Source organism: Frankia sp. CeRuru1 (assembly GCF_977966315.1).
This window is the reverse complement of the sequence record NZ_CDWWEW010000034.1, coordinates 1-22,833: the sequence shown is the minus strand read 5'-3', so window position 1 is coordinate 22,833 and position 22,833 is coordinate 1. Positions and strand designations below refer to the sequence as shown.

General features: G+C 68.7%; 28 protein-coding genes and 2 pseudogenes. 13 read left to right on the top strand and 17 right to left on the bottom strand.

Translation table 11 applies throughout. The annotated features are described in order from the left end of the window. Positions 1–755: 755 nt before the first annotated feature. Positions 756–914, top strand: coding sequence for an SDR family NAD(P)-dependent oxidoreductase (locus AC08OP_RS04600; RefSeq protein ID WP_476613046.1), 159 nt, complete (start codon positions 756–758; stop codon positions 912–914). A 39-nt stretch (positions 915–953) separates the two neighbouring features. After that, the gene (locus AC08OP_RS04595) at positions 954–1,148 is read left to right on the top strand and encodes a hypothetical protein (RefSeq protein WP_476613045.1); all 195 of its coding nucleotides are present in this window, start codon (positions 954–956) and stop codon (positions 1,146–1,148) included. 4 nt (positions 1,149–1,152) lie between these two features. Here AC08OP_RS04595 and AC08OP_RS04590 read toward each other — a convergent pair whose 3' ends face one another. From AC08OP_RS04590 to AC08OP_RS04565, 6 genes are all read right to left on the bottom strand, one after another. Further along, positions 1,153–1,587, bottom strand: coding sequence for a type II toxin-antitoxin system VapC family toxin (locus tag AC08OP_RS04590; RefSeq protein ID WP_462187110.1), 435 nt, complete (start codon positions 1,585–1,587; stop codon positions 1,153–1,155). Positions 1,588–1,605: 18 nt separating this feature from the next. After that, positions 1,606–1,851 (bottom strand): FitA-like ribbon-helix-helix domain-containing protein, encoded by a 246-nt coding sequence (locus AC08OP_RS04585; RefSeq protein WP_462203318.1) that lies wholly within the window; start codon positions 1,849–1,851, stop codon positions 1,606–1,608. A 72-nt stretch (positions 1,852–1,923) separates the two neighbouring features. Then, positions 1,924–2,061: a hypothetical protein gene (locus AC08OP_RS04580; RefSeq protein WP_462203319.1), complete on the bottom strand. Its 138-nt coding sequence runs from the start codon at positions 2,059–2,061 to the stop codon at positions 1,924–1,926. Between the two features lie 260 nt (positions 2,062–2,321). Next, the gene (locus AC08OP_RS04575; RefSeq protein ID WP_476613048.1) at positions 2,322–2,459 is read right to left on the bottom strand and encodes a hypothetical protein; all 138 of its coding nucleotides are present in this window, start codon (positions 2,457–2,459) and stop codon (positions 2,322–2,324) included. 379 nt (positions 2,460–2,838) lie between these two features. Further along, the gene (locus tag AC08OP_RS04570; protein WP_476613047.1) at positions 2,839–3,129 is read right to left on the bottom strand and encodes a hypothetical protein; all 291 of its coding nucleotides are present in this window, start codon (positions 3,127–3,129) and stop codon (positions 2,839–2,841) included. Next, entirely contained in the window at positions 3,033–3,686 is a 654-nt protein-coding gene (locus AC08OP_RS04565) for an SDR family oxidoreductase (RefSeq protein ID WP_476613044.1), read from the bottom strand. Before AC08OP_RS04565 ends, AC08OP_RS04570 begins: the two co-directional genes overlap by 97 nt. A gap of 89 nt (positions 3,687–3,775) precedes the next feature. Between AC08OP_RS04565 and AC08OP_RS04560 the strand changes: the two genes are divergently transcribed. Further along, positions 3,776–4,252 (top strand): MarR family winged helix-turn-helix transcriptional regulator, encoded by a 477-nt coding sequence (locus AC08OP_RS04560; protein ID WP_476613043.1) that lies wholly within the window; start codon positions 3,776–3,778, stop codon positions 4,250–4,252. A gap of 102 nt (positions 4,253–4,354) precedes the next feature. Here AC08OP_RS04560 and AC08OP_RS04555 read toward each other — a convergent pair whose 3' ends face one another. Further along, on the bottom strand, positions 4,355–4,492 hold the full coding sequence (locus AC08OP_RS04555; protein ID WP_476613042.1) for a hypothetical protein: 138 nt from the start codon (positions 4,490–4,492) through the stop codon (positions 4,355–4,357). Between the two features lie 402 nt (positions 4,493–4,894). On the opposite strand from AC08OP_RS04555, the gene AC08OP_RS04550 reads away from it, so the two are divergent. Then, entirely contained in the window at positions 4,895–5,164 is a 270-nt protein-coding gene (locus AC08OP_RS04550; RefSeq protein WP_476613041.1) for a FitA-like ribbon-helix-helix domain-containing protein, read from the top strand. Next, positions 5,155–5,562, top strand: coding sequence for a type II toxin-antitoxin system VapC family toxin (locus tag AC08OP_RS04545; RefSeq protein WP_476613040.1), 408 nt, complete (start codon positions 5,155–5,157; stop codon positions 5,560–5,562). Before AC08OP_RS04550 ends, AC08OP_RS04545 begins: the two co-directional genes overlap by 10 nt. Before the next feature lie 90 nt (positions 5,563–5,652). On the opposite strand, the pseudogene AC08OP_RS04540 reads toward AC08OP_RS04545, so the two are convergent. Beyond that, positions 5,653–5,748 (bottom strand): annotated as a pseudogene (locus tag AC08OP_RS04540) (HhH-GPD-type base excision DNA repair protein); the annotation flags it as partial. Between the two features lie 213 nt (positions 5,749–5,961). On the opposite strand from AC08OP_RS04540, the gene AC08OP_RS04535 reads away from it, so the two are divergent. Next, on the top strand, positions 5,962–7,776 hold the full coding sequence (locus AC08OP_RS04535; protein WP_476613039.1) for an ATP-binding protein: 1,815 nt from the start codon (positions 5,962–5,964) through the stop codon (positions 7,774–7,776). Positions 7,777–7,822: 46 nt separating this feature from the next. On the opposite strand, the pseudogene AC08OP_RS04530 reads toward AC08OP_RS04535, so the two are convergent. Then, positions 7,823–7,921 (bottom strand): annotated as a pseudogene (locus AC08OP_RS04530) (HhH-GPD-type base excision DNA repair protein); the annotation flags it as partial. Positions 7,922–8,024: 103 nt separating this feature from the next. Between AC08OP_RS04530 and AC08OP_RS04525 the strand changes: the two are divergent. After that, a complete protein-coding gene (locus tag AC08OP_RS04525; RefSeq protein ID WP_476613038.1) occupies positions 8,025–8,927 on the top strand; it encodes a MerR family transcriptional regulator in 903 nt (300 codons plus the stop codon). Between the two features lie 76 nt (positions 8,928–9,003). On the opposite strand, the gene AC08OP_RS04520 is transcribed toward AC08OP_RS04525, so the two are convergent. The 5 genes from AC08OP_RS04520 to AC08OP_RS04500 all read right to left on the bottom strand — a co-directional run bounded on the left by AC08OP_RS04520 (position 9,004) and on the right by AC08OP_RS04500 (position 16,159). Then, positions 9,004–9,153: a hypothetical protein gene (locus tag AC08OP_RS04520; RefSeq protein ID WP_476613037.1), complete on the bottom strand. Its 150-nt coding sequence runs from the start codon at positions 9,151–9,153 to the stop codon at positions 9,004–9,006. A gap of 66 nt (positions 9,154–9,219) precedes the next feature. Then, complete coding sequence (locus tag AC08OP_RS04515; protein WP_476613036.1) at positions 9,220–10,950, bottom strand: ATP-binding protein; 1,731 nt, start codon at positions 10,948–10,950, stop codon at positions 9,220–9,222. Between the two features lie 374 nt (positions 10,951–11,324). After that, positions 11,325–14,093, bottom strand: a complete 2,769-nt coding sequence (locus AC08OP_RS04510) for a hypothetical protein (protein WP_476613035.1) — start codon at positions 14,091–14,093, stop codon at positions 11,325–11,327. A 300-nt stretch (positions 14,094–14,393) separates the two neighbouring features. Then, positions 14,394–15,662, bottom strand: a complete 1,269-nt coding sequence (locus AC08OP_RS04505; RefSeq protein ID WP_476613034.1) for an ATP-binding protein — start codon at positions 15,660–15,662, stop codon at positions 14,394–14,396. 341 nt (positions 15,663–16,003) lie between these two features. After that, positions 16,004–16,159, bottom strand: a complete 156-nt coding sequence (locus AC08OP_RS04500) for a hypothetical protein (RefSeq protein ID WP_476613033.1) — start codon at positions 16,157–16,159, stop codon at positions 16,004–16,006. Positions 16,160–16,292: 133 nt separating this feature from the next. Here AC08OP_RS04500 and AC08OP_RS04495 point away from each other — a divergent pair, with 133 nt between their 5' ends. Further along, positions 16,293–16,700 (top strand): YciI family protein, encoded by a 408-nt coding sequence (locus tag AC08OP_RS04495; protein WP_476613032.1) that lies wholly within the window; start codon positions 16,293–16,295, stop codon positions 16,698–16,700. Continuing rightward, complete coding sequence (locus AC08OP_RS04490; RefSeq protein WP_476613031.1) at positions 16,697–17,848, top strand: RNA polymerase sigma factor; 1,152 nt, start codon at positions 16,697–16,699, stop codon at positions 17,846–17,848. The genes AC08OP_RS04495 and AC08OP_RS04490 overlap by 4 nt, the downstream gene beginning before the upstream one ends. A gap of 146 nt (positions 17,849–17,994) precedes the next feature. Here AC08OP_RS04490 and AC08OP_RS04485 read toward each other — a convergent pair whose 3' ends face one another. After that, on the bottom strand, positions 17,995–18,411 hold the full coding sequence (locus tag AC08OP_RS04485; protein ID WP_476613030.1) for an aldo/keto reductase: 417 nt from the start codon (positions 18,409–18,411) through the stop codon (positions 17,995–17,997). A gap of 264 nt (positions 18,412–18,675) precedes the next feature. On the opposite strand from AC08OP_RS04485, the gene AC08OP_RS04480 reads away from it, so the two are divergent. Both AC08OP_RS04480 and AC08OP_RS04475 read left to right on the top strand, forming a co-directional pair. Further along, positions 18,676–18,972 carry a type II toxin-antitoxin system Phd/YefM family antitoxin gene (locus tag AC08OP_RS04480; RefSeq protein ID WP_476613029.1) on the top strand — a complete coding sequence of 99 codons (297 nt, stop codon included), beginning with the start codon at positions 18,676–18,678 and terminating at the stop codon, positions 18,970–18,972. Then, positions 18,972–19,388: a type II toxin-antitoxin system VapC family toxin gene (locus AC08OP_RS04475; protein ID WP_476613028.1), complete on the top strand. Its 417-nt coding sequence runs from the start codon at positions 18,972–18,974 to the stop codon at positions 19,386–19,388. The genes AC08OP_RS04480 and AC08OP_RS04475 overlap by 1 nt, the downstream gene beginning before the upstream one ends. On the opposite strand, the gene AC08OP_RS04470 is transcribed toward AC08OP_RS04475, so the two are convergent. Beyond that, entirely contained in the window at positions 19,385–19,525 is a 141-nt protein-coding gene (locus tag AC08OP_RS04470) for a hypothetical protein (protein WP_476613027.1), read from the bottom strand. The two genes, AC08OP_RS04475 and AC08OP_RS04470, sit on opposite strands and share 4 nt — an antisense overlap. Positions 19,526–19,991: 466 nt before the next feature. On the opposite strand from AC08OP_RS04470, the gene AC08OP_RS04465 reads away from it, so the two are divergent. Together AC08OP_RS04465 and AC08OP_RS04460 are read left to right on the top strand one after the other, a co-directional pair. Then, on the top strand, positions 19,992–20,396 hold the full coding sequence (locus AC08OP_RS04465; protein WP_476613026.1) for a hypothetical protein: 405 nt from the start codon (positions 19,992–19,994) through the stop codon (positions 20,394–20,396). A gap of 1 nt (position 20,397) precedes the next feature. Further along, a complete protein-coding gene (locus AC08OP_RS04460; RefSeq protein ID WP_476613025.1) occupies positions 20,398–21,420 on the top strand; it encodes a tyrosinase family protein in 1,023 nt (340 codons plus the stop codon). 125 nt (positions 21,421–21,545) lie between these two features. Here the strand turns inward: AC08OP_RS04460 and AC08OP_RS04455 are convergent, their stop codons facing one another. Next, positions 21,546–22,448, bottom strand: coding sequence for a putative protein N(5)-glutamine methyltransferase (locus AC08OP_RS04455; RefSeq protein WP_476613024.1), 903 nt, complete (start codon positions 22,446–22,448; stop codon positions 21,546–21,548). Positions 22,449–22,833: the final 385 nt, after the last annotated feature.

The following is a 22,833-nucleotide window of genomic DNA, read 5'->3' as shown; positions in this document are numbered from 1 at the left end:
TCAGATCCCCGAATCCTTGATCGACGGCCGTAAGTTCGGTCTGAAAGCCACGACAAGATTCGGAACGAAGCTGGCGGGAGTTGACGCGGCGGGTACGTAGCCGCCGCTGCGCCCAGGTGATCGCCTCTGCGGGACACGGCATCGGCCGAGTGCTCCTGGTAGAAGCGGACGGCGAGGAGGCCGGCCGTGACATCCTCGATCGGCCGCCGGCTGGCAACCACGGCTGCGACGCCCGGTTGGATCAGGGCGTCGGGGCGGGGCGGCGGCTTTCTCGGGGCGCCGTGCTGCGGCGACTCCCGAGTCGCGGGCGGACGCAAACCGTAGCCGCGCACCTCATGGTGCCGACGGTCCGCTTCGTGAGGGAGGCGAGCGGCAGGTAGCTGTCCAGCGGCCGGTCTCGATACCCGGTCCCGCGGCAGGTGAAGTGCAATGTGGTGTGGCTGCGCGTTCCGCGTGGCACCGCAGCCACACGAGGGGCCGGACCGGAGCACACGCAGGGAGTGGGCCGTCCAACTCAGGCTACGAGCCCAACCGTGACGATCTGCGGCCAGGCCGACCTCGCCCCCTTCTACTCCATCCTTCCGACACCCGCTGGTCGAGAACCATGGCGATGAGGAGCGCCAACGGGTCCTTGGTCAGCAGTTCGTCGGCCTCGTCGATCTGACTCAGGTGCAGTCCCACGGCACAACCGTAGCCGAGCGCCTGGCGGCAGCCTGGCCGCCGCGGTCGCGCTCACCCAGGCGGTATTGCCGCAGATGCGCCAGCAGCGCCGCGGCGCGATCGTCCAGCTGAGCAATCTGGGCGGCCAGATGTCGTTCGCAGGGTTCTCGGCGTACAGCGCGACGAAGTTCGCCCTGAGGGCTGGTCGGAGGGTCTGGCCGACGAGGTCCGCCCGTTCGGTGTCAACGTGCTGATCGTCGATCCGCACCGGCCTGTTCGACCCGACGCGCCGGATGTTCAGCACCGACCAGGGGGTCGACGCCGCGCTCAGCCATCTCGACGCGGTGCGCGCCGACATCGGCGGCTGGGAGACAGCGGCACGGACACAGCGCTCGGCACCGCCAGGACGTCGTAGCGCCCGTCCACCGACGCGGCGGCAGAGACCACAGATCCTCGTAGTGCCGCTGGCCATGGGCGACGCCGGGTGATGGTCTACTCGGCGGGCAGTACATCGGCCTCCCAGGGGTTGACCAGCTCCAAGCCCAGGCCGGTGAAGTCGCTGGTGTTGCGGGTAGCCAGGACGGCAATGCGGGATCGACAGATAGCCGCGATCTGGGCGTCGAAGCCGCTGATCGGAGTCCCGGCTTGTTCACGCTCGACCACGAGGCTGGCGTAGTGGCGGGCCGCCGTGACGTCGAAGGGCAGGACTCTGTCCTGGAACGCCGAGAAGACATCGTCCGCGGCTGCCATCAGCAACTCGCGGCGGCGGCCAGATGGCAGTCGGACAATGCCGTAACGGACCTCGGCCACGCTTATCGAGGTCGTGTTCAAGGCGTCACCGGGTCGGCTGGTTACCCACCTTACGACGCGGTCTGCTGGTACTGCGCGCATGAGCTCGGAGATGACATTGGTATCGAGAACGATCATTCTGAGGGTGGCACCCGGTCACGTGAACAGGTCCGCCGCCCGCGGTGCCTGTGTCCGCGCTGGCAGCTGGAGGTCGACGCCACCAAGCGCGCCGAACCGGGCGAGCAGGGTCTGAGCGAAACCGGCAGCGTCCTCGGGCTCGCTGACCGCCTCGGTGAGGATCGCACGGATCTCGGCCTCCATCGAACGGCCGTGGTGCGCCGCACGTATGCGCAGTCGCTCCCGCACACCGTCATCGAGGTCTCGGATGCTGACCGCAGCCATCGGGACCACCTCCTGATAGCAATGCTAGCACGGGCGGACTCCGGCGGCACCGTCGCGCCGCCGGTCAGATAGTCATGCGGCTACTGCTGGCTGTTCGAATATCAGGTCGGTTCCGTCGACGGTGGTCGACACGCCGATCGGGAAGGTGGGCAGCGGGTCGGTGTGACCGCCTTCGACGTGCGCGAGGACGGGATAGCTGCCGGCAGCCACGTGGTGCAGGACGAGGCGGTGATAGTCGTTGCTGGTGTTGTCGTCGAACCGGTAGGGGCAGATAGGGCTATCAGCGGTGCTGTGATCATTGGAACGCGCGCGTCAGCTGGAGGAAGTCGCAGGCTTCGTCATCGGACTGGCATTCGCGGCTTTGACCCCGCTTCCTCCGTCCCCCGCGTCCCGACGGGAACCCTGTCCGCATGGCGAACGGGTGGACGACCGACCCGGACGACCGGACCCGCAATGTGGACAGCCCGCGATCAGGCGGACGCGGACCGTTCCATCCCACTCCATGTTTCCGAGACCGGCTGGTCCAGCACTATCCCAATGAGCCGCGCCAACGGGTCGTTCGTCAGCAGCTCGTCAGCCTCGTCGATCTGGCTCAAGTGAAGTCCCACCGTCATCACGATAGCCACAGGCCCAGCCGTCGATCCGCTGGCCAGCACAGCGCGGTCGACGTCGTCCGTACTATCGTGAGTCGCTGACCGAACGGCTACGTGAGCGCATCGCTGGGCGGGCGCCCGCGCAGCAGCGCGATGTCGGCAAGGCAGCCCCACCGAGCGCCAAGCTCACCGCCAGATCCGTCAGCACCTTCGCGATCATGCCCCGCCGCCAGCGCCCGTCACGGCGCCAGTGCCGCCACCCGGCCCGGACACCCGAACCGTCTCGGAGCAGCAACCCATCCGCCGATGACATGACATCCCGCCCGCGACAATGTCGACACGGACAGACCCAGACGCACGACGGCGAACAGGGCAGTTCGGCCCGAGGCAGGGGTCAGCCGCGCTGGAAGGCGCTCCGGTGGGCTTCGAGCCAGGAGCGCAGCGACCGGGCCCGGTGACCGGTGATCCACTCGACCGTGTTGGTGACGGGGGCGGTCTGGCCGATGGTCGCCGCGGCCACGTCGAGCAGCGTTGCCAGGATCGGACGGGGAATTCGGCCCTGGTCGAGGTCCAGTGCCTCCTCCCGGGTCACGTCCTCGACGGTGACGTCGGCACCGAGCACGTCGCCGATGATCGCGACCGCGTCCCGCAGGCGCATCGGCTCCGGTCCCGTGAGGATCTGCATCCGGGAACGGAAGGTCTCCTGGGTAAGGAGGTGGGCGGCGACCTCGGCAATGTCGTCGGGATGGATCGGCGTGACAGGGCGTCCGCGAACGCCATCGCGACCCGTCCGCTGGTCTGGATCTGATCTGCCCAGTCGCGCCGGGTATTGGTCGCGAGCCAGCTCGGGTAGAGCACCGTGTGCGAGAGACCCGACTCGGCCACGGCCCGCTCGATCCCGCGGTGAATTTGCCCGATGGGCCGGTCGAACTCCCCGACCTCGTAGGCCGCCGGCGAGGACAGCAACACCACGTACTGCACGCCCGCGTCCACGGCCGCCGCCACGAAGGCCTCGACAGTACCGATCACCGGATAGAGGAAGACGGTCTCGACCCCTCGCAGCACCTTCGCCGCCGACGGCCCGGGGTCGGCAAGGTCGAGTTCGGCCAGCTCGACGCCGGCGGGCAGCCGTAGGGTCGTCGCATCACGGGACGAGCCACGAACTGGGTGGCTCGACCCGGCCAGCGTGGCAACCAGACACGACCCGATGTTCCCGCTGGCGCCTGTGACAAGGGTGGTCATGACTCTCCGATCACGCAGGTGCGACATCTGAGATTACCTTTGGATGCAAAGCATCTTTGATTGCAAAGGTAAGGGAGGCGAGGAGGGCCATGTCAAGCCGGAGCGAGGACGAGCTCGATGTGGACCAGGCTGTCCGCGCGCTGTTGCTACTGATGCCGCGGCTGGTCGGGCGGGCGAAACGGACGCCGCCGCCCGCCGAGCTCGCCGGCCTGGCGCTCGGCCCACGGCACCTGTCCCTGCTCTCTTACCTGCTGCTTGACGGCCCCACCACCGTCAACGCACTGGCCACGCGGCTGGAGGTCGCGCCCACGACCGTCAGCCTGATGGTCGCCGACCTGGACCACGCCAAGATCGTCGAGAGGCACGAGGATCCCGGCGATCGCCGACGCCGGATCGTCAGTATCACCGTCACGGGCCGCCCCGTGATCGAGGGATGGCTCGGCCCGGGCACCCGCGCCTGGCGGGAGGCGCTCCAACCGCTGACCCCGGCCGAACGCCACCTGGTCGTCAGCACCCTGCGCGCCTACGAACGCGCCGCCGGTGAGGGCGCCTCCGACCCGAGTTGAGTACGACACCACAATGCCCGCGGTGCGCGCCGAGAAGCTGACACGGTCGCCGCTGTGATCTCTGGCTCCGGCAGTCGCGGGCCGGAGCCAGGCCCCACGCGGTCAGACGGGCATGGAGCCGCCCGTCCCGCTCGTTCTTTCCGACACCCGCTGGTCCAGAACCATCCCGATCAGCAGCGCCAACGGATCGCTGGTCAGCAGGTCGTCTGCCTCGGCGATCTGGCCCAGATGCAGGCTCACGCGGTTCACGGTAGCCGGATCGTTCAGGATGCCTTACCACGGCTCGTACCGCCTCGAGGGCTGACGCGGGCGCCTGGACCTGCCCTACCTGCCCTGGACTGACGGTCCCCGGCACGGCCGGCGTGCCGCTGGTGTCGTCCAACCCGCGCCTGCGGGCTTCAAGGGCAGGCACGAGGTCCGTATCACGGCTGAACAGGACTCCGACGTCGCAGGCGCTCTCACAGGCACGATGCACGAAGTCCCGTACTCCCACCAGATCGCTTCGCGATCTGGTGGGTCCCCCGGCGGGGACAACCGTAGCCGACGACGTCGCGACGGCCACATCGCTGGTAGCGACGCATGTTGCGCGCATGATCGCCCTTTGACGTCATTGGAACGTGATTTCAACGTTAGAATGACGTCATGACTACTGCTGAAGAGATCACGACCAACCTCACCATCCGGGCGCTCCCGGCTCGGGTGCGCGCCACTCTGGCCGCACGGGCGAAAGCACGCCGGCAGTCGCTGAACGCCTATGTGCTCGACGTACTCAGCCGCGAGGCGACTACCCCGACCATGGACGAGGTGCTCGTCGACATCGACAACACTCGCGCCTCCGTAGGGCTTACCACGGACGACGCGGTCGCCGCCGTACGCGCGGTCCGTGATGCGGAGGAGGCGCGGTGGGGCTGATCGTCGTCGACGCATCCGTGATCGTCGATCTACTCGCGGGAGACGACAGCCCTCGACGCAAGGCGGCGAGGGATCGGATGGCCGGCGGCGACACCTCCTACGCCCCCGCTCACCTGGACATCGAGGTTATCTCGGCACTCCGCAGCCTGGCCAGACGTACAAGCGGTCTCGCCGAGCACGCCCCGAATCTCCTCACCAACCTGATCCGTCTACCGATCCGTCGCGAACTGCTCGGCGGGCCGACCGCCCAACGCGTCTGGGAACTTCGACAAAACATGACCGCCTACGACGCCGGTTACGTCGCACTGGCTGAAAAGATCAACGCCGTCCTTCTCACCTGCGACGCCAAGTACGCCGCCGCGGCTGGCCCCCGCTGCGCCATCGAACTGATCACATAGGTCGTCATCCTTCGGGAGCCCGTGCCCTAACGATACGTCACCAGGAATACGCGGACCACCCAATCCCACTATCCCACTCCATGGTTCCGATACTGGCTGGTCCAGGACCATTCCGATCAGCAGCGCCAACGGGTCGTTCGTCAGCAGCTCGTCCGCCTCGTCGATCTGGCTCAGGTGCAGGCCCATGGCCGATACCTCCTTGGCGGCAAGCCAGACCCCGTCGATCGTGCACGTCATGGGCACTAGCCGCCGCCCCAACGCCAACCACAGGCGGACGCAGAGCCGGTCCGGCGCCTGCACCCAGGGCCTGGATGCGGGGTACCTGACACAGCCTAACAAGGCTCCTACAGCCTCACAACATCATGCTAGGCTATGTCAGGCTCACTGGGAGGCTGACACATGCAGGCAGCAGAACTGGCCGAGTTGGTTGCCGCGCTTCGCCGGATCGGTCGCGACGACGCAGGACTTGAGGTCAAGCTGGCGTCAACCGACAAACTGCCCAATGAGACCGCACAGACCCTGTGCGCATTCGCAAACACTCCAGGCGGAGGCACGCTGATCTTAGGCCTCGACGAGGGACGCGGGTTCGCGACCACCGGTTGCGAGTACGCCGCGAAGCTTTCCGCCGACATCGCGGGACTGTGTCGAGATGCCCTCCATCCACCCCTCGTGCCGCTGATCAGCCTGCCGCAGTTCGAGGACAGGACCCTTGTCGTCACCGAGGTGCCGGAGCTCGACGCAGCAGACAAGCCCTGTTACCTGCGGAGCAAGGGGCAGCCAAACGGTTCATATATCCGCATCTCGGATGGAGATCATCGGCTCTCGTCGTACGAGGTGAGCCAATTATTGATCAACCGGGGCCAGCCGACGTTTGATCGGGAGCCCGTCGAAGAAGCCAGACGAGTCGATCTGGACGACGAACTCGTCACGGATTTTCTGCGGGAGCTTCGCCGGTCCCGACCGACGTTGGCACGCCGGGACGACGATGATCTGCTCCATCGGTGCGGCGTGCTGGTCAAGAGCGCGCTAGATACCCAGCAGCTTGTGCCATCGCTGGGCGGGCTCCTCGCGCTCGGCCATGATCCGCAAAGTTTCGATGCGTTGCGCGGATGCGCGGTTACGGTGACCGTTTACCCAACGAAACGCAAGGGAGAGCCCGGTCCAGACGGCCAACGATTCCTGGACGACAAGATTCTGGAAGGGCCGGCCCCGATCCTCCTCGAGGAGGTTTTTGCCGTCCTGCTCGCCCGTATGAGCAGGCGCGGGATGGTGGAAGGAATTGGCCGAGAAGACCGCTGGGAGTATCCGCCGGAGGCCCTACGGGAGATCTTGGTCAACGCCGTCGCCCACCGTGACTACAGTCCGATGTCCAGGGGGACACGCATCCAGGTCGAGATGTACCCCGATCGCCTTGAAGTGATCTCACCGGGTGGGCTGTTCGGGCCAGTAACGATAGACCGGCTGGGAGATGACAACATCGCATCCGCACGTAATCGGGCGCTCGTCGATATTCTTGAGAACGTCCGTTTTCACCGAGATCGAAGGGCCCTGTGCGAGGGGCGAGCGACAGGTATCCCCAACGTACTCAGTAGCCTGCGGGAAGCTGGTCTCGTGCCTCCCGAGTTCAGGGATCGAATAAGCGATTTTCGAGTCATCCTACCGAATAGGACCTTGCTCGACGAAGGTACACGGGCCTGGCTGTACTCGCTGGTTCAACCGGGCATCTCCCCGACGCAGGAGATGGCGCTCGCGATACTTCGGACCGGCCGAGCACTGACGAGCGACGAGTACAGGATCGAACTGTCGGTAGACAGCAAAATCGCCCGCCGTGAGCTGGGGGATCTTGTCCACCGCGGTTTGGTCAAAATGGTCAACCAGCGCAGATGGGCACGGTACGTCCTGGACGACGCGGCCGAGGACTCAAATCCGACACTTTTCTCCGAGACCCCCGAGCGCCTGCCGCGACACGAATCCGCGAGGACCGCTCATAGTCAGGAGGCCCATGAGCCTAATCTGCGGAAACAGCGGGTTCTGGAACTCCTGGCCGTCGAGTCGCCCCTGACCCGCGCGGAGATCGCCGTCCGCCTTTCCCTGACCGACCGACAGGCCAGCTATGCGCTGACCAAGCTGATCTCCGACGGCCTGGTCGTCAGAACAACAGCGGCCTACAGCGACCCGAACGCCGCGTACCGGCTCACGAGCACGCCGGCCTGAGTACCAGGGGACACTTCGTGGTCGCGAGCGACATGTTCGTTCTCTCCGGACTCTGTTGGTCTAGCACCATGCCAATCAACAGTGCCAACGGATCGTTGGTCGGCAGCTCGTCGGCCTTGGCGATCTGACCCAGATGCAGTCCCACCACACAACCGTAGGCGACCAAGCTGCTCGTCGGCGTCGGCGTCGGCGTCGGCGCGGGCCGTAGGCCAGTTGAGGCGGTTGACTCTCCAGTTGGTGGAGGCTCAATGATCGGTTCCATGATGATCGGCCAGCTTGCGGTGAGCACCGGGCTCTCGGTACGGACGTTGCGGTTCTACGCCGACGCCGGAGTGCTGCCCGAGCAGGGACGCACGACGGCGGGATACCGGCTGTTCGGGCCCGACGCCGTGGCCCGGGCGCGGCTCATCCGCACCCTGCGCGAGCTCGGCGTCGGCCTGGACGACATCAAGCGGGTGCTCAGCGCCGAAACGTCGCTGGATGAGGTGGCCGCCGAGCACGTACACGCCCTCGACGCCCAGATTCGCGTGCTGCGACTGCAGCGCGCGGTACTGCGCGCCTTCATCGGATCCACCGACCCCGAGGAGCTCCAACGTATGACCGACCTGACCAACCTGACGACCGAACAACGTCGGCGGATCATCGACGACTACCTCGACGCTGTCTTCGGCGACAACCCCAGCGCTGTCGCCGACAAGCTGGCCATGGGCGCACCCGAGCTGCCCGAGGACCCGACCCCGGAGCAGGTCGCAGCCTGGGTGGAGATCGTCGAACTGCTGCGCGATCCCGACTTCATCGCCACCAGCCGCCGGATGGCCGAACGAGCCCGCGCCGAAGGGCCAGAACCGGACGTGGCGCAGTTCGAGGTCGGCAAGGCTGTCGGCGAACTCGCCGGTCCCGCCGCCCGGGCCGGGGTCGACCCCGCCTCCCCTGAGGCCCTGACCGTGGTCGAGCGTCTCGAAGCCCTCGGCCCGACCCCGTCGGAAGACCGCACGCACGTGGCCGACCGCATAGAAGCCTTCACCGACCGCCGCGTCGGCCGCTACTGGACCCTCGTCGGCATCATCAACGGCTGGGCCCCCAACCAGGCCCCCAACGACATCATCGGCACCTGGGAGTGGTACGCCCGAGCCCTGCGCGCCCACGCCTGACGCCCGGACCCTCGCGGCTCCTCCGCCCGAGCGTCCGCCCCAAGGCAGGCGCTCGGGCGAAGATGAGCGCTGACGACTACCACCCGAGCGCTGCCACCCGTAGGGATAGGAGGTCTTCGGCGAGGTCGACGTTGGCGCCGAGAGCGGCGAGTCGCCCCAGCCGCCCGTTGTGTTCGACCCTCGTGAGCTGGCCGATGCGGTCGTCACCGCTGGCTGGGGTGGCCATGGCAGTGCCAGTTCAACACCGGGGCGGTCGCGTGAGACGCGGACGACCTGCTGATCGACGTGCCGACTAACCGTCGCGGTCTGGTGGTACGGCTAGTCGCCACAACGCGTTCCGAGATCGGGGCGCCCCTATCAGCTCGGCCTGCCCGATCCGACGCAGCCGCGCAAGCGTCTGGCGGGCCTGCTCGTCGGTAAGGCCGGCCCGGCGGGCAATGTCGACGCGGCTGGCCGGTGTGCTGGTCAACACAGCCAACACAAGGTCATTCCGTGTCCGTCCGCGGTCAAGCTGCTTCGTTGCCCGGCCGGCGTGGGGACTCAGCCGGTAGGTGGCGCTTCCCCGGTCTCCTTCCTGCACCAGCAAGCCGCGGGCGCGCAGTTCTTTGAGTTGCATGGTCGCCGTTCGACTGTCCGCGACGCCGGTCGCACCCCGGTAGCTGACGTTGGTCAAGGTCTCCCCGCGGCGAGTGAGCGCCAGCGCGGTGAGCTGCGCACCCGTGAGCCCGGCGATGTTCAGCGTGGACAACCAGTCCCTGGTCTCCTCGTCGAGCAGCGCGTGGTTGGGAATCGTCACGGTGAAGGCCGCGATGTCGTCCTCGAAGACCGGCGGCTCCATGCCCGCCTCGGCGAGCGCCGCACGGACGCGCGCGATGCCGGTGCCTCGGTTCTCGCACACTGTCCGGCCTGGATCGAGCGGGGTGTCCTCCAGGATCTTGAGCAGGACAGAATTGCGTGATGACGGTGGCACTGTGCCGAGTCCAAGCTCTCGTAGGCTCACTGGTCCAAAGAGCCCGCCCGGGTTCCGGATCTGCAGCCGGTCAGGGTAGAGCTCTACCTGAATCTGAGCACCCTGGGCTGACGGCGAGTAGTCACGGTGCACCAGGCTGTTCACCAGGGTTTCTCGGAGCACCTCCTCGGGATACTCCCATTCATCAACACGAAACATTCCGGCGATAATTCCGCGCTGCTTCATGTGCCGTTTCAGGATTCCTATGACATCGCGCACGATCACAGGTATCGGACCGTCTACGGAACGGTTGTCCAGGAACCGCTCCCCACGCGGCCCCGGCCGGGCAGGATCAGGCGTCGGGAAGACCACCACCGTGGCGTTCAGTTGCGGGAAGTACTGCTGCGGATAAACTCCGAATGCCAGTAGGCCGGCGAGTGTGGGCCGAGGACCGTCGTCGGTCTCCCGGAACACGTTCAGAAGGCGCAGGACCTCCGCGTCAGACTTTTCCCCGAACACACTCCGTTGCTCCCGGACCCGGGCGATAAAGGCACGTAGCCGTTGCGAGTCGAGATCATCCTGTGTTGCCTCCGGCACGACGGAGGCATCATGCCGTGCCGGGGCCCGGTTCTCGAGGAGGAGCTGGACCTCGTATGCCGATAGCTTTCGGTCGCCGTCCGACATGCGGATGAAGGATGCGTCCCACGGGGCAAGCCGCGCCAGGTGGCAGGGCCGACGGTCCCGTGGAATCGGCGGTACATAGGCATAGAGAACCTTCGAGCCACCCATGTCCACGATGTCGACCAACGGTGCGACCGTTGGGTCCATAGCGCGACACAACGTGACGAAGCTATCCCGAATTGACTCCGGATCCACCAGTCCCGAGACCGCGAACGACGCCTTCTCGTCCACGCCGAGAAGGACCGTCCCGCCCTCACCGTTCGCGAATGCGCTGATCGTCTCGTGCAACGACTGGGGCATGCCGCCCCTGGCCTTCTTGATCTCGAACCGATAGTTGTCGTTGCCGAGCCGAGCCAGGTCACCGAGTGTACGGGCCACTGTCTCGCGGTCCATGACTCCCCATCAGGATGCCTTCGACGCATCAGGATGCCATCATGGTACCGCTCAGGCTGACTACCATGACTGACTACCATGAGCCCGACGCTGGACCCGGGTGGGCGTCGGCATGGCGGTGGGGGCATCGGAGTCTGATGACGGCCGTCCCTGCGGGGCATCACGGCTCGGGTGCGGGGCCTACGACCCCATCCCGCTCGTTCTTTCCGATACCCGCTGGTCCAGCACCATCCCGATCAACAGCGCCAGCGGATCGTTGGTCAGCAGCTCGTCCGCTTCGGCGATCTGGCTCAGATGCAGTCCGACGACATCACCGTAGCCGACCGCGGCGCGGCGGCCACCGGAGCCAGGTGAGTAGCGAGAAGGCGGGCGTCTCAGCCGCGGCCTTTCCTGCTCCTGGATCCGTTGGCCCGTGCGCGGCGGCGGGCGACGTCCCGCCGAGACGGCATACGTCCGCCCACCGACGGCCTCGGGCGCGCCGGAGCATCCTCGGGCCGCGAGGCCGGCTCGGCCGCCTGCCGGCCGGGCTGGGCGACCGCGTCCGGCCGATGCCTGGCAATGGTCGCCAGGCCGACCAGCGCCGCGGACCGCCCGGGCGAAACGTCACGCAGCATTCCCACCAGCGCCGCGCCTCCGCCCGGCCACCCCGCGGCCTCCTCGTCGAAGGCCGCGAGCATCGCGCGCTCCAGCGGGTCGTCCCCCGCGCCGACCCGCCCGTCGGCCTCGGACGGCCCGTCGGGGCCGGACGGCATCTCGTCGGCCAACAGTGTCGACCAGAACGCGGTCAGCTGGAGGCTGACAAGCCGATCACTCAGCAGGACCGCGCGGGCACGAGGCGGTGGCTCCACCTCACCCTGGCCTCCCCTCGACCGCCACGCCGCCAGCGCATAGGCGCCGATCGTGGGGTCCGCGACGGCCTCCCGCAACGCCGCCAGCAGATGCTCCTCGGCGCCGGGGCCGGGCAGCGGCGACGGGAGCGCGTCGTCCGGCGCCGCCTGGTAAGGCATGCCGGGGGCGAGCCGCTGCCGCGCCCACCTGTTGGTGTCGACCCCCAGCAGCTCGAAGACGGTCTGGTGCTGCCCGGGGCTCGCCGCGCACGCCGCGAACAGGTCAAGCCAGCGACGCTCAAGATCCCCCGCACCGGCCCACAGCAGCAGGCCGGCCACCCGTGCCCAGGCCGGCCAGGTCCCGAGCCATCGGGCCATCACCGCCGGCTCGGCGGCGGCTACCTCGCTCAACGTCGGAACGTCCCAGCCGGCCTGGCTCGCGAGACTGCCCATCACCCGCTCGCCGAGCCTGGACAGCATGATCGTGTCCCCGGCCCGGCAGACGAGGCCCAGCCCCGCCATCCGGTCGGCGACAAGCGCCGTCAGCCGCGCCTGCCGTGCGAGCTCGACGCGCTCGTCGGCGTCGAGCGGCTCGTCCAGGCCGATCAGGCGGTCCAGCTCGTCGTCCTCCGGCAGCGCGTACGCGCCCGGGGCAAGCGGGTCCAACGCCCGCATGCTCATGGCCGGTGACGCGCCCGGGTCCTCCGGGCCCGCGGGCGGTACCGGAAGGACCGGCTCCCGCGCACGCCGGATGACCCAGTCCAGGCCGATAGCCGCCAGACGTGCGACGGAGGCCGTCCCCTGCTGGCCGAACAGCTCGAGCAGGACCGGGACGTCGCCGTCGACGACCCGCTCGTCGCCCTCGTCCGAGGCGAACTCGTCGGGTTCAAGGAACGGACCGTCGTCCTCGTCCGACGCGAGGAACGGGTCGTCGTCCTCGCCCAGACCAGGCGTGTCCGGCTTACGCTCGCCCCGCTCGCCCCGCTCGGCGCCTTCGGCCGGCTGGCGGACGCCCTGGTCGCCGGCCTGCCTGTGACCGTCCCCGGTCAGGTCGGCGGCCATCGTGCGCACGGCCGCGTAGCTCGTCACCGCGAGGTTCAACAGGTCGTCGGCGTCGCCCTCCCGCCATATGGACCACGCCTCGCCCGCGGCCACCCGGCCGTCCTGGACGCGAAGCATCGAGACGGTCCAGGCGAACCGCGCGACGCGCTCCATCACCGACTCCGGCAGACCCAACTGGGCAGCCGTGTCCCCGAGGTGCCGGCCAAGCTCCGCCTCGCCGGCTCCGCCCCGCCTGTCCACCCAGCGGGCGAGGCCCGCCGCGGCCGAGAGCAGGGGAGCCGAGCGGACGAGCGCCGCGGTATCCGCTGTATCCGCGGTGTCGCCACCGTTGACGCCTGGAACAGGCACGCGTGGCGCCAGCGGCGCCAGGTCGAGGACCGGCGGCAGGCACCCGCCGTAGTCTTCCCGACGGTCGCTCAGCTCCGCCACGATCGGGCCGACCAGGATGTCCTCCGACGGCGCAAGATCGCGGAACTCCTCCCGCAGGGCCTTGCTAAGCCCCGCCGCCGTGACACCATCGATCACGCGGTCCACCCAGGCCTCGATCCGCGCCAACGCGGACTCGTCTGTGCCGTCCTCCTGATAGAGGTACGGCAGGTAGAAGGCTCTGACGCCAAGCTCCACGCCGGACCGCACGGTTTCGGAGAGCTGGCCGACGACTGCCGCGCGCGCGTGCCGCGTGGACGCCGCCCTCGTCGGCTCGGTCTCGTCGGGAGCGGTCGTCGCGGCGAGAAAGGCGGCCTTCCGGTCCGCCAGGGGACGCCCGCGGTAACGCGCGAGCCAGACGCGTACGGCGGACTCGTCGGTGACCTCAACGCCTTCGTCACGCATGAGCCGGGCGTAGAAACGCTCCCAGGTCGTCCGTTCCGGCGCGAAGAGCGCCTCTTCGTAGTCCGCGGTGGCCTCGTCGACAGCCGCGTGGAGCTTCGCCAGTTTCTTCGCGCTCAGCAGGCGAGCCGCGTGCTGCTCGTCCGCCAGAGCCTTCAGCACGCGAGCGCAGACTGCCAGGTCGTCCCGGGCCGGCGCCGCGAGCGTCGCGAGGCTCCCGGTCAGGATCTCCCTGGCCAGCGCCGCGGTGATCTCCGGCAGCCCGGCCCGCACCCGCGAGTCCCTGTGCAGCAGGACGACCGCGACCGTCGTGACGGCCGGCCCGGCCGGCAGGGCCTGGCCCCGGACCTCGGCCGAGCGAAGGAAACGGTCGACACCGACGCCGAGCACCTCGTCAAGCCCTGTCACCTCGTCATGTCCGGTCATAGCCCAGAGGTTTACCAGAGTTGGGTGAATCAGCCGCCGAGCGGTCGCAGCGGCCAGGCAACGAGAAGACACGGGGTGCCGGGTGCTCCGGTGGCCACCCCTCCGCCAGCGGCGCGGCCTGTCCGAGGGCCCCGCCTCGGCGAACGGTGCCGCGCCGTCCACATCCGCTCGGCCGTCCGCGCTCCGCCGCGAGCCGGGCCGAGGCGGTACGCGGTCAGGCAGGGCGGACCGCCCCGTTCCGCTCGTCCTTTCCGAAACCCGCTGGTCGATTTTCGCCCGCGGCGCCACCCACCCAGTGGGTCACGGACCGAGAAGTGCCAGCGGGACCACGGCGACGTCATCACGTCGGCGGTAGGCATGTTCACCCGCATAGATCACGAGGGCGTCGATCAGGTCTTCTCCGATGCGGTCTCGTAGCCAGTTCAGGTGCCTGACGTCGGAGTCCTCGACCCGGTCCGCCAGTTTCACCTCAACCGCCAGCACGCGGCCGTCCGAGTGCTCGACTATCAGGTCGACCTCGTGGTCGTTGTTCTGGGTGCGCAGGTGACCTACCCGGGCCTCGGCGGCCTCGGCGTAGGTATGCAGGCTGAGCGCGGCGAGATGCTCGAACAGAGCCCCCAGAATCGTGCCTGCCGACAGGACGGTGCTGCCCTGCTCGGCCCGCAGCAGCGCGGAGTCGTCAAGTCCGAGCAGCCGCGCGGCCAGCGCCGGGTCCGCCAGATGGTGCTTGGGGGACCGACCGAGCCGCTCAAGATGGTTTCGGGTAGGAATCCACGGCGGTACCGCGTCGAGCAACCACAGCGACGACAGGGCGTCACGATAGGCGAGAGTGGTCTCCTTGGCCGGCTTGTTACCCAGGCCGGGAGTCGCCGCATCCAGGATTTTCGAGTAGGCCGTCGTCGTCGACGTGGCTGCGGCATAGGCGGCGAGCCAGGCGCGCAGCACCGTCGGCCGCCGGATCGGGTAGCCCTGCTCGGGGAACTCCCGTTGAACGACGTTGTCCAGGTACGCATCCAGCTCGGCTCGACGCGCCCGCGGTGGCAGGCCGCGGAGGGCGGGAAAGCCTGATGCGGTGATCTCCTCGACGTAGTCCGTCAGCCGAAGCGAGGTGGCACCACCGATATCGCTGTTCCCGTGGAGAAGCGCGGCGAGGCTCACCGTCGGCGTGTCGACGTCTCGCTCGGCCATGCTCAGCGGGCGCATCCGCAACGGCACGATCCGCCCCGCGCCCGAGTGGACCACTGCCCCCCGCGGTGCGGAACTGCCCGCGATGATGAAGTGACCGGCCGGCGAGCCGGCGTCGACCGCGCGCCGCACGTGGTCCCACACCTCGGGAAGGCGCTGCCACTCGTCGACCAGGACCGGCCCCGGCAGCCGGGTCAGGACGGTCGGATCGGCGGCCATGATCTCACGCTGGCCGGGAAGGCTGAGATCGATGATCGACTCTGCGCGCCGCATCGCGGTCGCGGTCTTGCCCACCGCCTTCGGCCCGTGGATCGACAGAGCGCGAAGATGCGGCTGAAGTGCGTCCAGTGTGTCGTCGAGGACACGACGCCGATAGTCGACCACATCTCTACTCTACCATCAGCAGATACTCTACTCTTCCGATAGCAGGCTCACGGATCTGCCGATCCGACCTCGCAGGCAGCCCGCGACGGAGGGCAGCAGGGGGTACAAACGCGGTGCCGCGGACCAAAGCCTGGCGCTACTTGTCAGATGGGTGCGGACCGTCCCGTCCCACTCCACCTTTCCGAGACTGGCTGGTCCAGCACCATCCCGTTCCTGGGTCACCGAAGTTCAACCGGGCAGGACTGCCGCTGCCCCGGCCGAAGTCCCGGTACGCCTGCCGGGCGAGAACCGCGTGCTCCTCGGTCACCGCGACCACGTCTATACCTGCCACTCGCACCAGTTCATCGAACCGACGGCTCGCGACCGGGTCGCGCGCCGTCGACCACCACCGCGGCCGCTATCTGACGACCCAGGGCAACGATGCGGGCCACTCGCCGCTCACCTTCGTCGCGGTCGGCGCGCATCCGCTCCGGGCGTTCCCGGACAGCGACGAGCACGGCCGTCGTGACGGCGCTCAGCTGAGACTCCAGCGCTCGGGATGCAACCGGCGATGTCGAGAACCCGCGGCTGGCTCCGTCCCTGCGGTGAACGCGACCAAAATGGGCCGCACCAGCACCGAGGAGAAACACGATGGCTAAGTACTTGCTGCTCAAGCACTACCGCGGCGCTCCGGCTTCGGTCAACGACGTGCCCATGGACCAGTGGACGCCGGAGGAGATCTCGGCGCACGTGCAGTACATGAACGACTTCGCGGCCCGGCTCGAGGGGACCGGCGAGTTCGTCGACAGTCAGGCGCTTGCCCCCGAGGGGACGTTCGTCCGGTACGACGGTGAGGGGCGCCCGCCGGTCACCGACGGCCCATTCGCCGAGACCAAGGACCTCATCGCCGGCTGGATGGTGATCGACGTCGACAGCTACGAGCGCGCCATCGAGCTGGCCGGGAACCTGTCGGCCGCCCCTGGGGCGGGCGGGAAGCCGATCCACGAGTGGCTCGAGGTGCGCCCGTTCCTGGCCTCGCCGCCCACCATCACGGAGTGACCTCTCAGCTAAACGAGGCCCTGCTCCGGAGCATCACGCCGAGCGTGCTCGGGATCCTCGTCCGCCGCGGAGCCGACTTCGCGGCGGCCGAGGACGCCATGCAGGACGCGCTGGTCGAGGCGGTCCGCGTCTGGCCGGCCGACCCGCCGCGGGACCCGAAGGGCTGGCTGGTCACCGTGGCCTGGCGCCGGTTCCTCGACGCGACCCGGGCGGACGCCGCCCGCCGCCGGCGTGAGGACCTCGTCAGCGAGGAGCCGGCGCCCGGGCCCGCAGTGGACGACACGCTCCAGCTCTACTTCCTGTGCGCCCACCCGTCGCTGACGCCGCCGTCCGCGGTCGCGCTCACGCTGCGCGCCGTCGGCGGGCTGACCACCCGCCAGATCGCCCAGGCCTACCTGGTGCCCGAGGCGACCATGGCGCAGCGCATCAGCCGTGCCAAGCGCACCATCTCCGGCGTGCGGTTCGACCAGCCCGGCGACGTCGCCACCGTGCTGCGCGTCCTCTACTTGGTCTTCAACGAGGGCTACTCCGGCGACGTCGACCTCGCCGCCGAGTCCATCCGGCTCACCCGGCAGCTCGCGGCCGCGGTCGACCACCCCGAAGTGGCGGGGCTGCTCGCCCTCATGCTGCTCCACCACGCCCGGCGCGCCACCCGGACCGCGCCCGACGGCAGCCTGGTGCCGCTCGCCGAGCAGGACCGCGGCCGGTGGGACACTGAGTCGATCGCCGAGGGCGTCGAAATCCTGCAGGCGGCCCTCGCCCGCGACCGGCTGGGCGAGTTCCAGGCCCAGGCCGCCATCGCGGCACTCCACGCTGACGCGCCCACCGCCGAGGAGACTGACTGGGTGCAGATCGTCGAGTGGTACGACGAGCTCGCGCGCCTGACCGACAGCCCGGTCGTCCGGCTCAACCGGGCAGTGGCTGTCGGCGAGGCCGACGGCCCGCGCGCCGGGCTGGCGGCGCTCGCGGCGCTGGACGACTCGCTGCCCCGCCACGCCGCGGTGGCGGCGTACCTCCACGAGCGCGACGGCGACCTGGCGACGGCGGCACGGCTGTACGCCGAGGCGGCCCACAAGGCACCCAACCTCGCCGAGCGCGATTACCTGACGCGCCAGGCCTCCCGGCTCAACGCCCGCCGGTGCCGCTGACGGTCGCGCTCGGATTTATGTCACGCATTGCATCCTGAGCGGCAGCAAGCGTCCCCACCGCCGCCTGCCGAGCATCCGCCCGAGCAGACCACCGGCGGACACCGGCGGACACCAGCGGACACCGGCGGACACCGGCGGACGCAGCTCTAAACGGGCGACAGGTTCAGCCGGGCGAAACCCTCCTGTCGTTGGTACGGAAAGTACGGGTAGGGAGCGGTGCGGGCACTGGCCTCGTCCAACCGTGCTATCTGTCCCGTGCTCAGCGACCAGCCGACCGCCCCGAGGTTTTGCCGGAGTTGTGTCTCGTCGCGCGCGCCGATAATGACGGAGGACACCGTGGGCCGCTGGAGCAGCCAGTTCAGCGCGATCTGCGGCACGGCCCGACCAGTCTCCGCGGCGATCTCGTCGAGTGCGTCGACCACGGCGAACAGATATTCGTCGTCCACAGGCGGGCCGTAGTCCGCGGTGGCGGGTAGCCGGCTGTGCGCGGGCAGGGACTGGGCGAAGGCACGGCGGTCCACCAGGCCCTGGGCACACAGCCGGCGTAGCGCTTCGGTGAGCACTTGTCGCTCATGCCGCCGATTGCGGCACGCAGCTCGCGGCGCCGACGGGGGCCCGGGCGAAGGGCCGCTAGGACGACGGGGTCCCAGGTATGGGCGAACAGATCGGTCGCCGCCCGGATGCGGCAATCCGCGATCAGTTCCTCGCAGTGGCGTCCATGCTCGCTCATCCGCGCCATCGTCGCAGGTTCGGTACGCACCGATTCCAGGCCCCAGGGTAGATCGTCAGCTCCAAAGCAGCGCTGTACATGTAGTAACGTAGAGCGTATGACAGCGGCGGCAGATGACGGACGGCTCCGGGTGGGTATGCGCGAGCTCTCCCAGCGGACCGCCCGCGTGCTCGCGCTGGTCCGCGCGGGTGAGACGGTCGAGGTGACCGACCGGGGCAGGACCGTCGCGAGGATCGTCCCGGCGGCGGACGACCGCTATGAGCAGCTTGTCGCCGCCGGTCTGATCCGCCAGGCCACCCGTCCGTTCAACCTCGCGCACCTGCCGGAGCCGGCGGCAAACCCGACCGGCCGCTCCACCGACTCATGGCTCGCCGACCTGCGCGGCGAAGGCTGATGCCGACTCGGATCTATCTCGACACATCCGCCCTGGCCAAGGTGTTCATCGCCGAGAAGGAGTCGGGTGACCTTCGTCAGTGGCTCGCCGAGCAGAAGGAGCCACTGCGTCTCGTCTCCTCGGTCCTGCTCGCCGTCGAACTGACCCGGCTGCTCAGCCTGGTGAACCCGGCCCTGCTCGGCCCGGCGGAGTCCTTCCTGTCGACCGATGTGGATCTTGTACAGATCGCTCCACCGCTGCTCGCCGACGCGGCCCGCGTTCCACCGCCCCGGCTGCGCACCCTCGACGCGATCCACCTGGCGACAGCACTCGAACTCAAGGACTCCCTGGACGTCGTCCTCAGCTACAACAAGCTCCTCACCGAAGCCGCTGACGCATCCGGTCTGCCGGCCGTGTCACCCGGCGCCGGCCGCTAGATCGTTCGAGCGGCGGCCGGCAGCGCGTTCGTTCTTCCCGCAACCCGCTGGTCCAGCACCATCCCGATCAGCAGCGCCAACGGGTCGTTGGTCAGCAGCTCGCCAGCCTCGTCGATCTGGCTCAGGTGCAGGCTCATGCCATCACCCGTAGCGCCGACTGAGAGCGCACGACGCAGCGCGGCCCACGAGAATCATGCCACCGAACACCGGGCCAGCCCCGTCGGCGACATCGGCCACCCCTCTGTTTCCAGGCCAACACTGTGGTCCGCTGTCCGGGGCTGCGAAGGGCGGCCATGACGGCGGGAGCAGAATTGACTCATGAGCCCAACCAGCCGTGGTCGCAAGATGGCTGGGCCCGCAGGACGCCAGCGAGTTCGACCCGGTCGATTTCGACGCCGAAGACGTGAACAAGGCGCTGTCCACCATCCGATAACACCTCGGTCGGCAGGTTGACGTATCCCCCGGCACCAGCAACGTCGCGGCGTCTCCGGCCCACGTGACGCACAGACGCCTGGACGACACCTCGTTGCCAGACCCATACCGCCGGTGGATTCTTGGTCACCTCACCACCTCACCACACCGCCTGGAATTCGGGGGAACTACATGCCACCGGACCCGACAGACGTCACTCATCCCGCCTTTCTCGCCAACTATCTTGCTAGCCTTCCCCGGCCGGAACACGTACATGGCGACCCGGCCCGCAGTATCCGCGAGGACGACTTCGACGGTCACCACGTCGTCATCACGACCACCTACGAGATCACCGTCGACGGCCGGCCATTGAACGTCCACATTGGGGTTTCCAAAGACGGCACGGCACACTGCCACGGCCTGCCCAACTATCAGATCCCCTCGGTCGTCGACCTGGTACGCCTGATCATCACCGCCTTCCCCGAGGAGTTCTCCCCCGGAGCCTCGGGCGACGACCACGGCCCGCACGGCGGTCCGGGCGAGCACCATCACCATGACGCCCACGGCGCCCACGGCGAACTCCCGGAAGGGGCATGACATGGCGGTCGTCCGGCGCGACATCCTTCTCGACCACGACGCGAGAAAGGCCTACATTCGCGGAATCAAGCTCCTCAAACACGAACCTACGACGCTGCGCACGAATCAGTTCGGCCTCCCCGGTCCGAGCCGACCGGTACGGACCTACGACCTGTTCGTCATCTGGCATGTCATCGCGATGAACACCCCCGTCCCCCCGGGAGGGTCACCGAGCAACCGCAACGCCGCGCACGCCGGCCCCGTCTTCCTGCCCTGGCACCGAGTCATGCTTGGCTGGCTGGAAGTGCACCTCCAGCGCGTTCTCGGCGACCCGAACTTCGGGCTGCCGTACTGGGACTGGGCGCGCGACGGGACACCCTCCGCTCCCGGCACGGCACCGAACCCCGCTGCTTCGGCGCTGTGGCGGAACACCCCGGACGGTTTCGGGGGCCAGGGCACCCCGATCCCCGGCGGTGCGTTCTTCTTCGACCCCGCCGACCCGACCAGCTTCCGGGTACGGATCTCCACCAGCAGCAGCGGCGCGCTCCAGCAGGTTATCGAACGCGGCGTGCGGCGGAGATTCGGCAGCGCCACGTTCGGATCGTCGATCCTGCCGAGCAACGCCGACCTCACCGCAGCCTTCGACACCGTCGCCGATCCGACACTCGCGAGCTACGACGAGGCTCCCTTCAACGTGAGTTCGCGGGGGTTCCGCAACCGTCTCGAAGGCTTCATCGGCACCGGACTGCACAACCAGGTCCACCGCTGGGTCGGCGGGGGCAGGGACATGTCGTTGGCGTCGTCCCCCAACGACCCGGTCTTCTTCGTGCACCACTGCAACGTCGACCGCGTCTGGGAGGGTTGGATGCGGCGTCACGGCCGCGTGTACCAGCCGGACATGACCGCCCCGGCAAGCCTCCTCGGCCATCGGATCGACGACCCGCTGGTCTCCCCGTTCGCCCCGTCGAGCACGTCGAGCACGCCGGCGACCCCCCGCAGCGTGCTCGACATGACCGGCACCTACACCTACGACGTCCTGCCCTGAAACATCGCCTGTTGACCGACGAGCAGGTCCCGGGGATTCACCGAGGACGGCTTCGGTCCATTTGCATCCGGCTGCATCCGGCTGCCCGCGGCCTTTCCGCGGGCAGCCGCGGACGAGGGCTGGGCCTACCCGACTGACGGCGGCTGTCCGGATGCCGCGCTCACCGCGGACACGGGAGCCGCGGCCGGCCTGGTCGCGATGACGACGGTGGCGTTCAGGTCGGCGGAACCGGCGACCGTGGGGATCAGGCCGGCCTGGGCGGTGGCTTCGACGATCGACGCTGCCTGCCGCTCGCCGGTCTCGACCAGCAGGTGACCGCCCGGGGCCAGCCACCGCGGCGCCTCGGCGGCCACCCGCCGCAGAACATCGAGCCCGTCCGCCCCGCCGTCGAGCGCCACCCGCGGCTCGTGCTCGCGAGCCTCCAGCGGCATCAGCTCAATCGCGTCGGTGGGTACATAGGGGGCGTTCGCGGCCAGCAGGTCCACGTGGCCCCGTAGGACGGCTGGCAGCGGCTCGTAAAGATCACCCTCGTAGACCCGGCCACCGGCGGAGGCGAGGTTGCGGCGGGCGCACCGCACCGCGGCCGGTTCGACGTCGGCGGCGTGCACCTCGATCCCGGGCAGGGCCGCCACCAGCGCGACCCCCACCGCCCCCGAGCCACAACACAGATCGACGACGGTGACCGGCCGGGACCGGTCGGCGACCCGTTCGACCGCCTGATCGACGAGGAACTCCGTGCGGCGGCGGGGCACGAAGCCCCCGGGGTCCACGGCTATCCGCAGGCCGTGGAACTCCGCCCAGCCGAGCACGTGTTCCAAGGGCAGGCCGGCGACGCGCCGCTGCACCATCGCGGCGAGTTCGCCCGGGGTCCGGGCCGCATCGACGAGCAGCCGCGCCTCGTCCTCGGCGAAGACGCAGCCGGCGGCCCGCAGCCTCGTGACGACGACGGACCACGGCAGGGGCGAAGATGGTGAGGAAGACGGGCGAGAAGAGGGGAGAAAGGAAGAAGAAGGGCCGGATGTCGACACGGGAAGCCTTTCGGGATGCCGAAGGGCACCCTCCCGATCGCCTACTTCGAGCGAACCGCGCGACCGCGGGAGGAGAGCACCCACCCTGACACAGCGGAAATGGGTCTCACCTCCTCAAGACGATCGCCTGTGGCAACGGCCATCCTACCCGAGCTATCTGATCCGGCTCGCCGCGGGCCGTCACCCCGGCGAACGGAAGATCCGCTCATCGCTCACCACCCTCCCGGCGGGCCTCACCTCGATCGTCCGTGCACTCACGTTCATGCGCTCCATGCCCTCTCCACGCAATGCCACTTAGGATTCGGAATGAAATAACTTGTTCACTTCGGGGCCCTCGCGAGCCCGTGACCCGCGAAGACGCATATTGGCCTGCATTACTTACTTC

What these genes read in the sequence shown, in the direction of transcription:
- AC08OP_RS04565 (WP_476613044.1), bottom strand. Translation starts at nt 3,686, where the DNA reads ATGACCACCCTTGTCACAGGCGCCAGCGGGAACATCGGGTCGTGTCTG.
- AC08OP_RS04535 (WP_476613039.1), top strand. Translation starts at nt 5,962, where the DNA reads ATGCAGGCAGCAGAACTGGCCGAGTTGGTTGCCGCGCTTCGCCGGATC.
- AC08OP_RS04470 (WP_476613027.1), bottom strand. Translation starts at nt 19,525, where the DNA reads ATGAGCCTGCACCTGAGCCAGATCGACGAGGCTGGCGAGCTGCTGACC.
- AC08OP_RS04595 (WP_476613045.1), top strand. Translation starts at nt 954, where the DNA reads ATGTTCAGCACCGACCAGGGGGTCGACGCCGCGCTCAGCCATCTCGAC.
- AC08OP_RS04525 (WP_476613038.1), top strand. Translation starts at nt 8,025, where the DNA reads ATGATCGGTTCCATGATGATCGGCCAGCTTGCGGTGAGCACCGGGCTC.
- AC08OP_RS04475 (WP_476613028.1), top strand. Translation starts at nt 18,972, where the DNA reads ATGCCGACTCGGATCTATCTCGACACATCCGCCCTGGCCAAGGTGTTC.
- AC08OP_RS04465 (WP_476613026.1), top strand. Translation starts at nt 19,992, where the DNA reads ATGCCACCGGACCCGACAGACGTCACTCATCCCGCCTTTCTCGCCAAC.
- AC08OP_RS04480 (WP_476613029.1), top strand. Translation starts at nt 18,676, where the DNA reads ATGACAGCGGCGGCAGATGACGGACGGCTCCGGGTGGGTATGCGCGAG.
- AC08OP_RS04600 (WP_476613046.1), top strand. Translation starts at nt 756, where the DNA reads ATGCGCCAGCAGCGCCGCGGCGCGATCGTCCAGCTGAGCAATCTGGGC.
- AC08OP_RS04510 (WP_476613035.1), bottom strand. Translation starts at nt 14,093, where the DNA reads ATGACCGGACATGACGAGGTGACAGGGCTTGACGAGGTGCTCGGCGTC.
- AC08OP_RS04495 (WP_476613032.1), top strand. Translation starts at nt 16,293, where the DNA reads ATGGCTAAGTACTTGCTGCTCAAGCACTACCGCGGCGCTCCGGCTTCG.
- AC08OP_RS04590 (WP_462187110.1), bottom strand. Translation starts at nt 1,587, where the DNA reads ATGATCGTTCTCGATACCAATGTCATCTCCGAGCTCATGCGCGCAGTA.
- AC08OP_RS04460 (WP_476613025.1), top strand. Translation starts at nt 20,398, where the DNA reads ATGGCGGTCGTCCGGCGCGACATCCTTCTCGACCACGACGCGAGAAAG.
- AC08OP_RS04550 (WP_476613041.1), top strand. Translation starts at nt 4,895, where the DNA reads ATGACTACTGCTGAAGAGATCACGACCAACCTCACCATCCGGGCGCTC.
- AC08OP_RS04585 (WP_462203318.1), bottom strand. Translation starts at nt 1,851, where the DNA reads ATGGCTGCGGTCAGCATCCGAGACCTCGATGACGGTGTGCGGGAGCGA.
- AC08OP_RS04570 (WP_476613047.1), bottom strand. Translation starts at nt 3,129, where the DNA reads ATGCAGATCCTCACGGGACCGGAGCCGATGCGCCTGCGGGACGCGGTC.
- AC08OP_RS04560 (WP_476613043.1), top strand. Translation starts at nt 3,776, where the DNA reads ATGTCAAGCCGGAGCGAGGACGAGCTCGATGTGGACCAGGCTGTCCGC.
- AC08OP_RS04520 (WP_476613037.1), bottom strand. Translation starts at nt 9,153, where the DNA reads ATGGCCACCCCAGCCAGCGGTGACGACCGCATCGGCCAGCTCACGAGG.
- AC08OP_RS04515 (WP_476613036.1), bottom strand. Translation starts at nt 10,950, where the DNA reads ATGGACCGCGAGACAGTGGCCCGTACACTCGGTGACCTGGCTCGGCTC.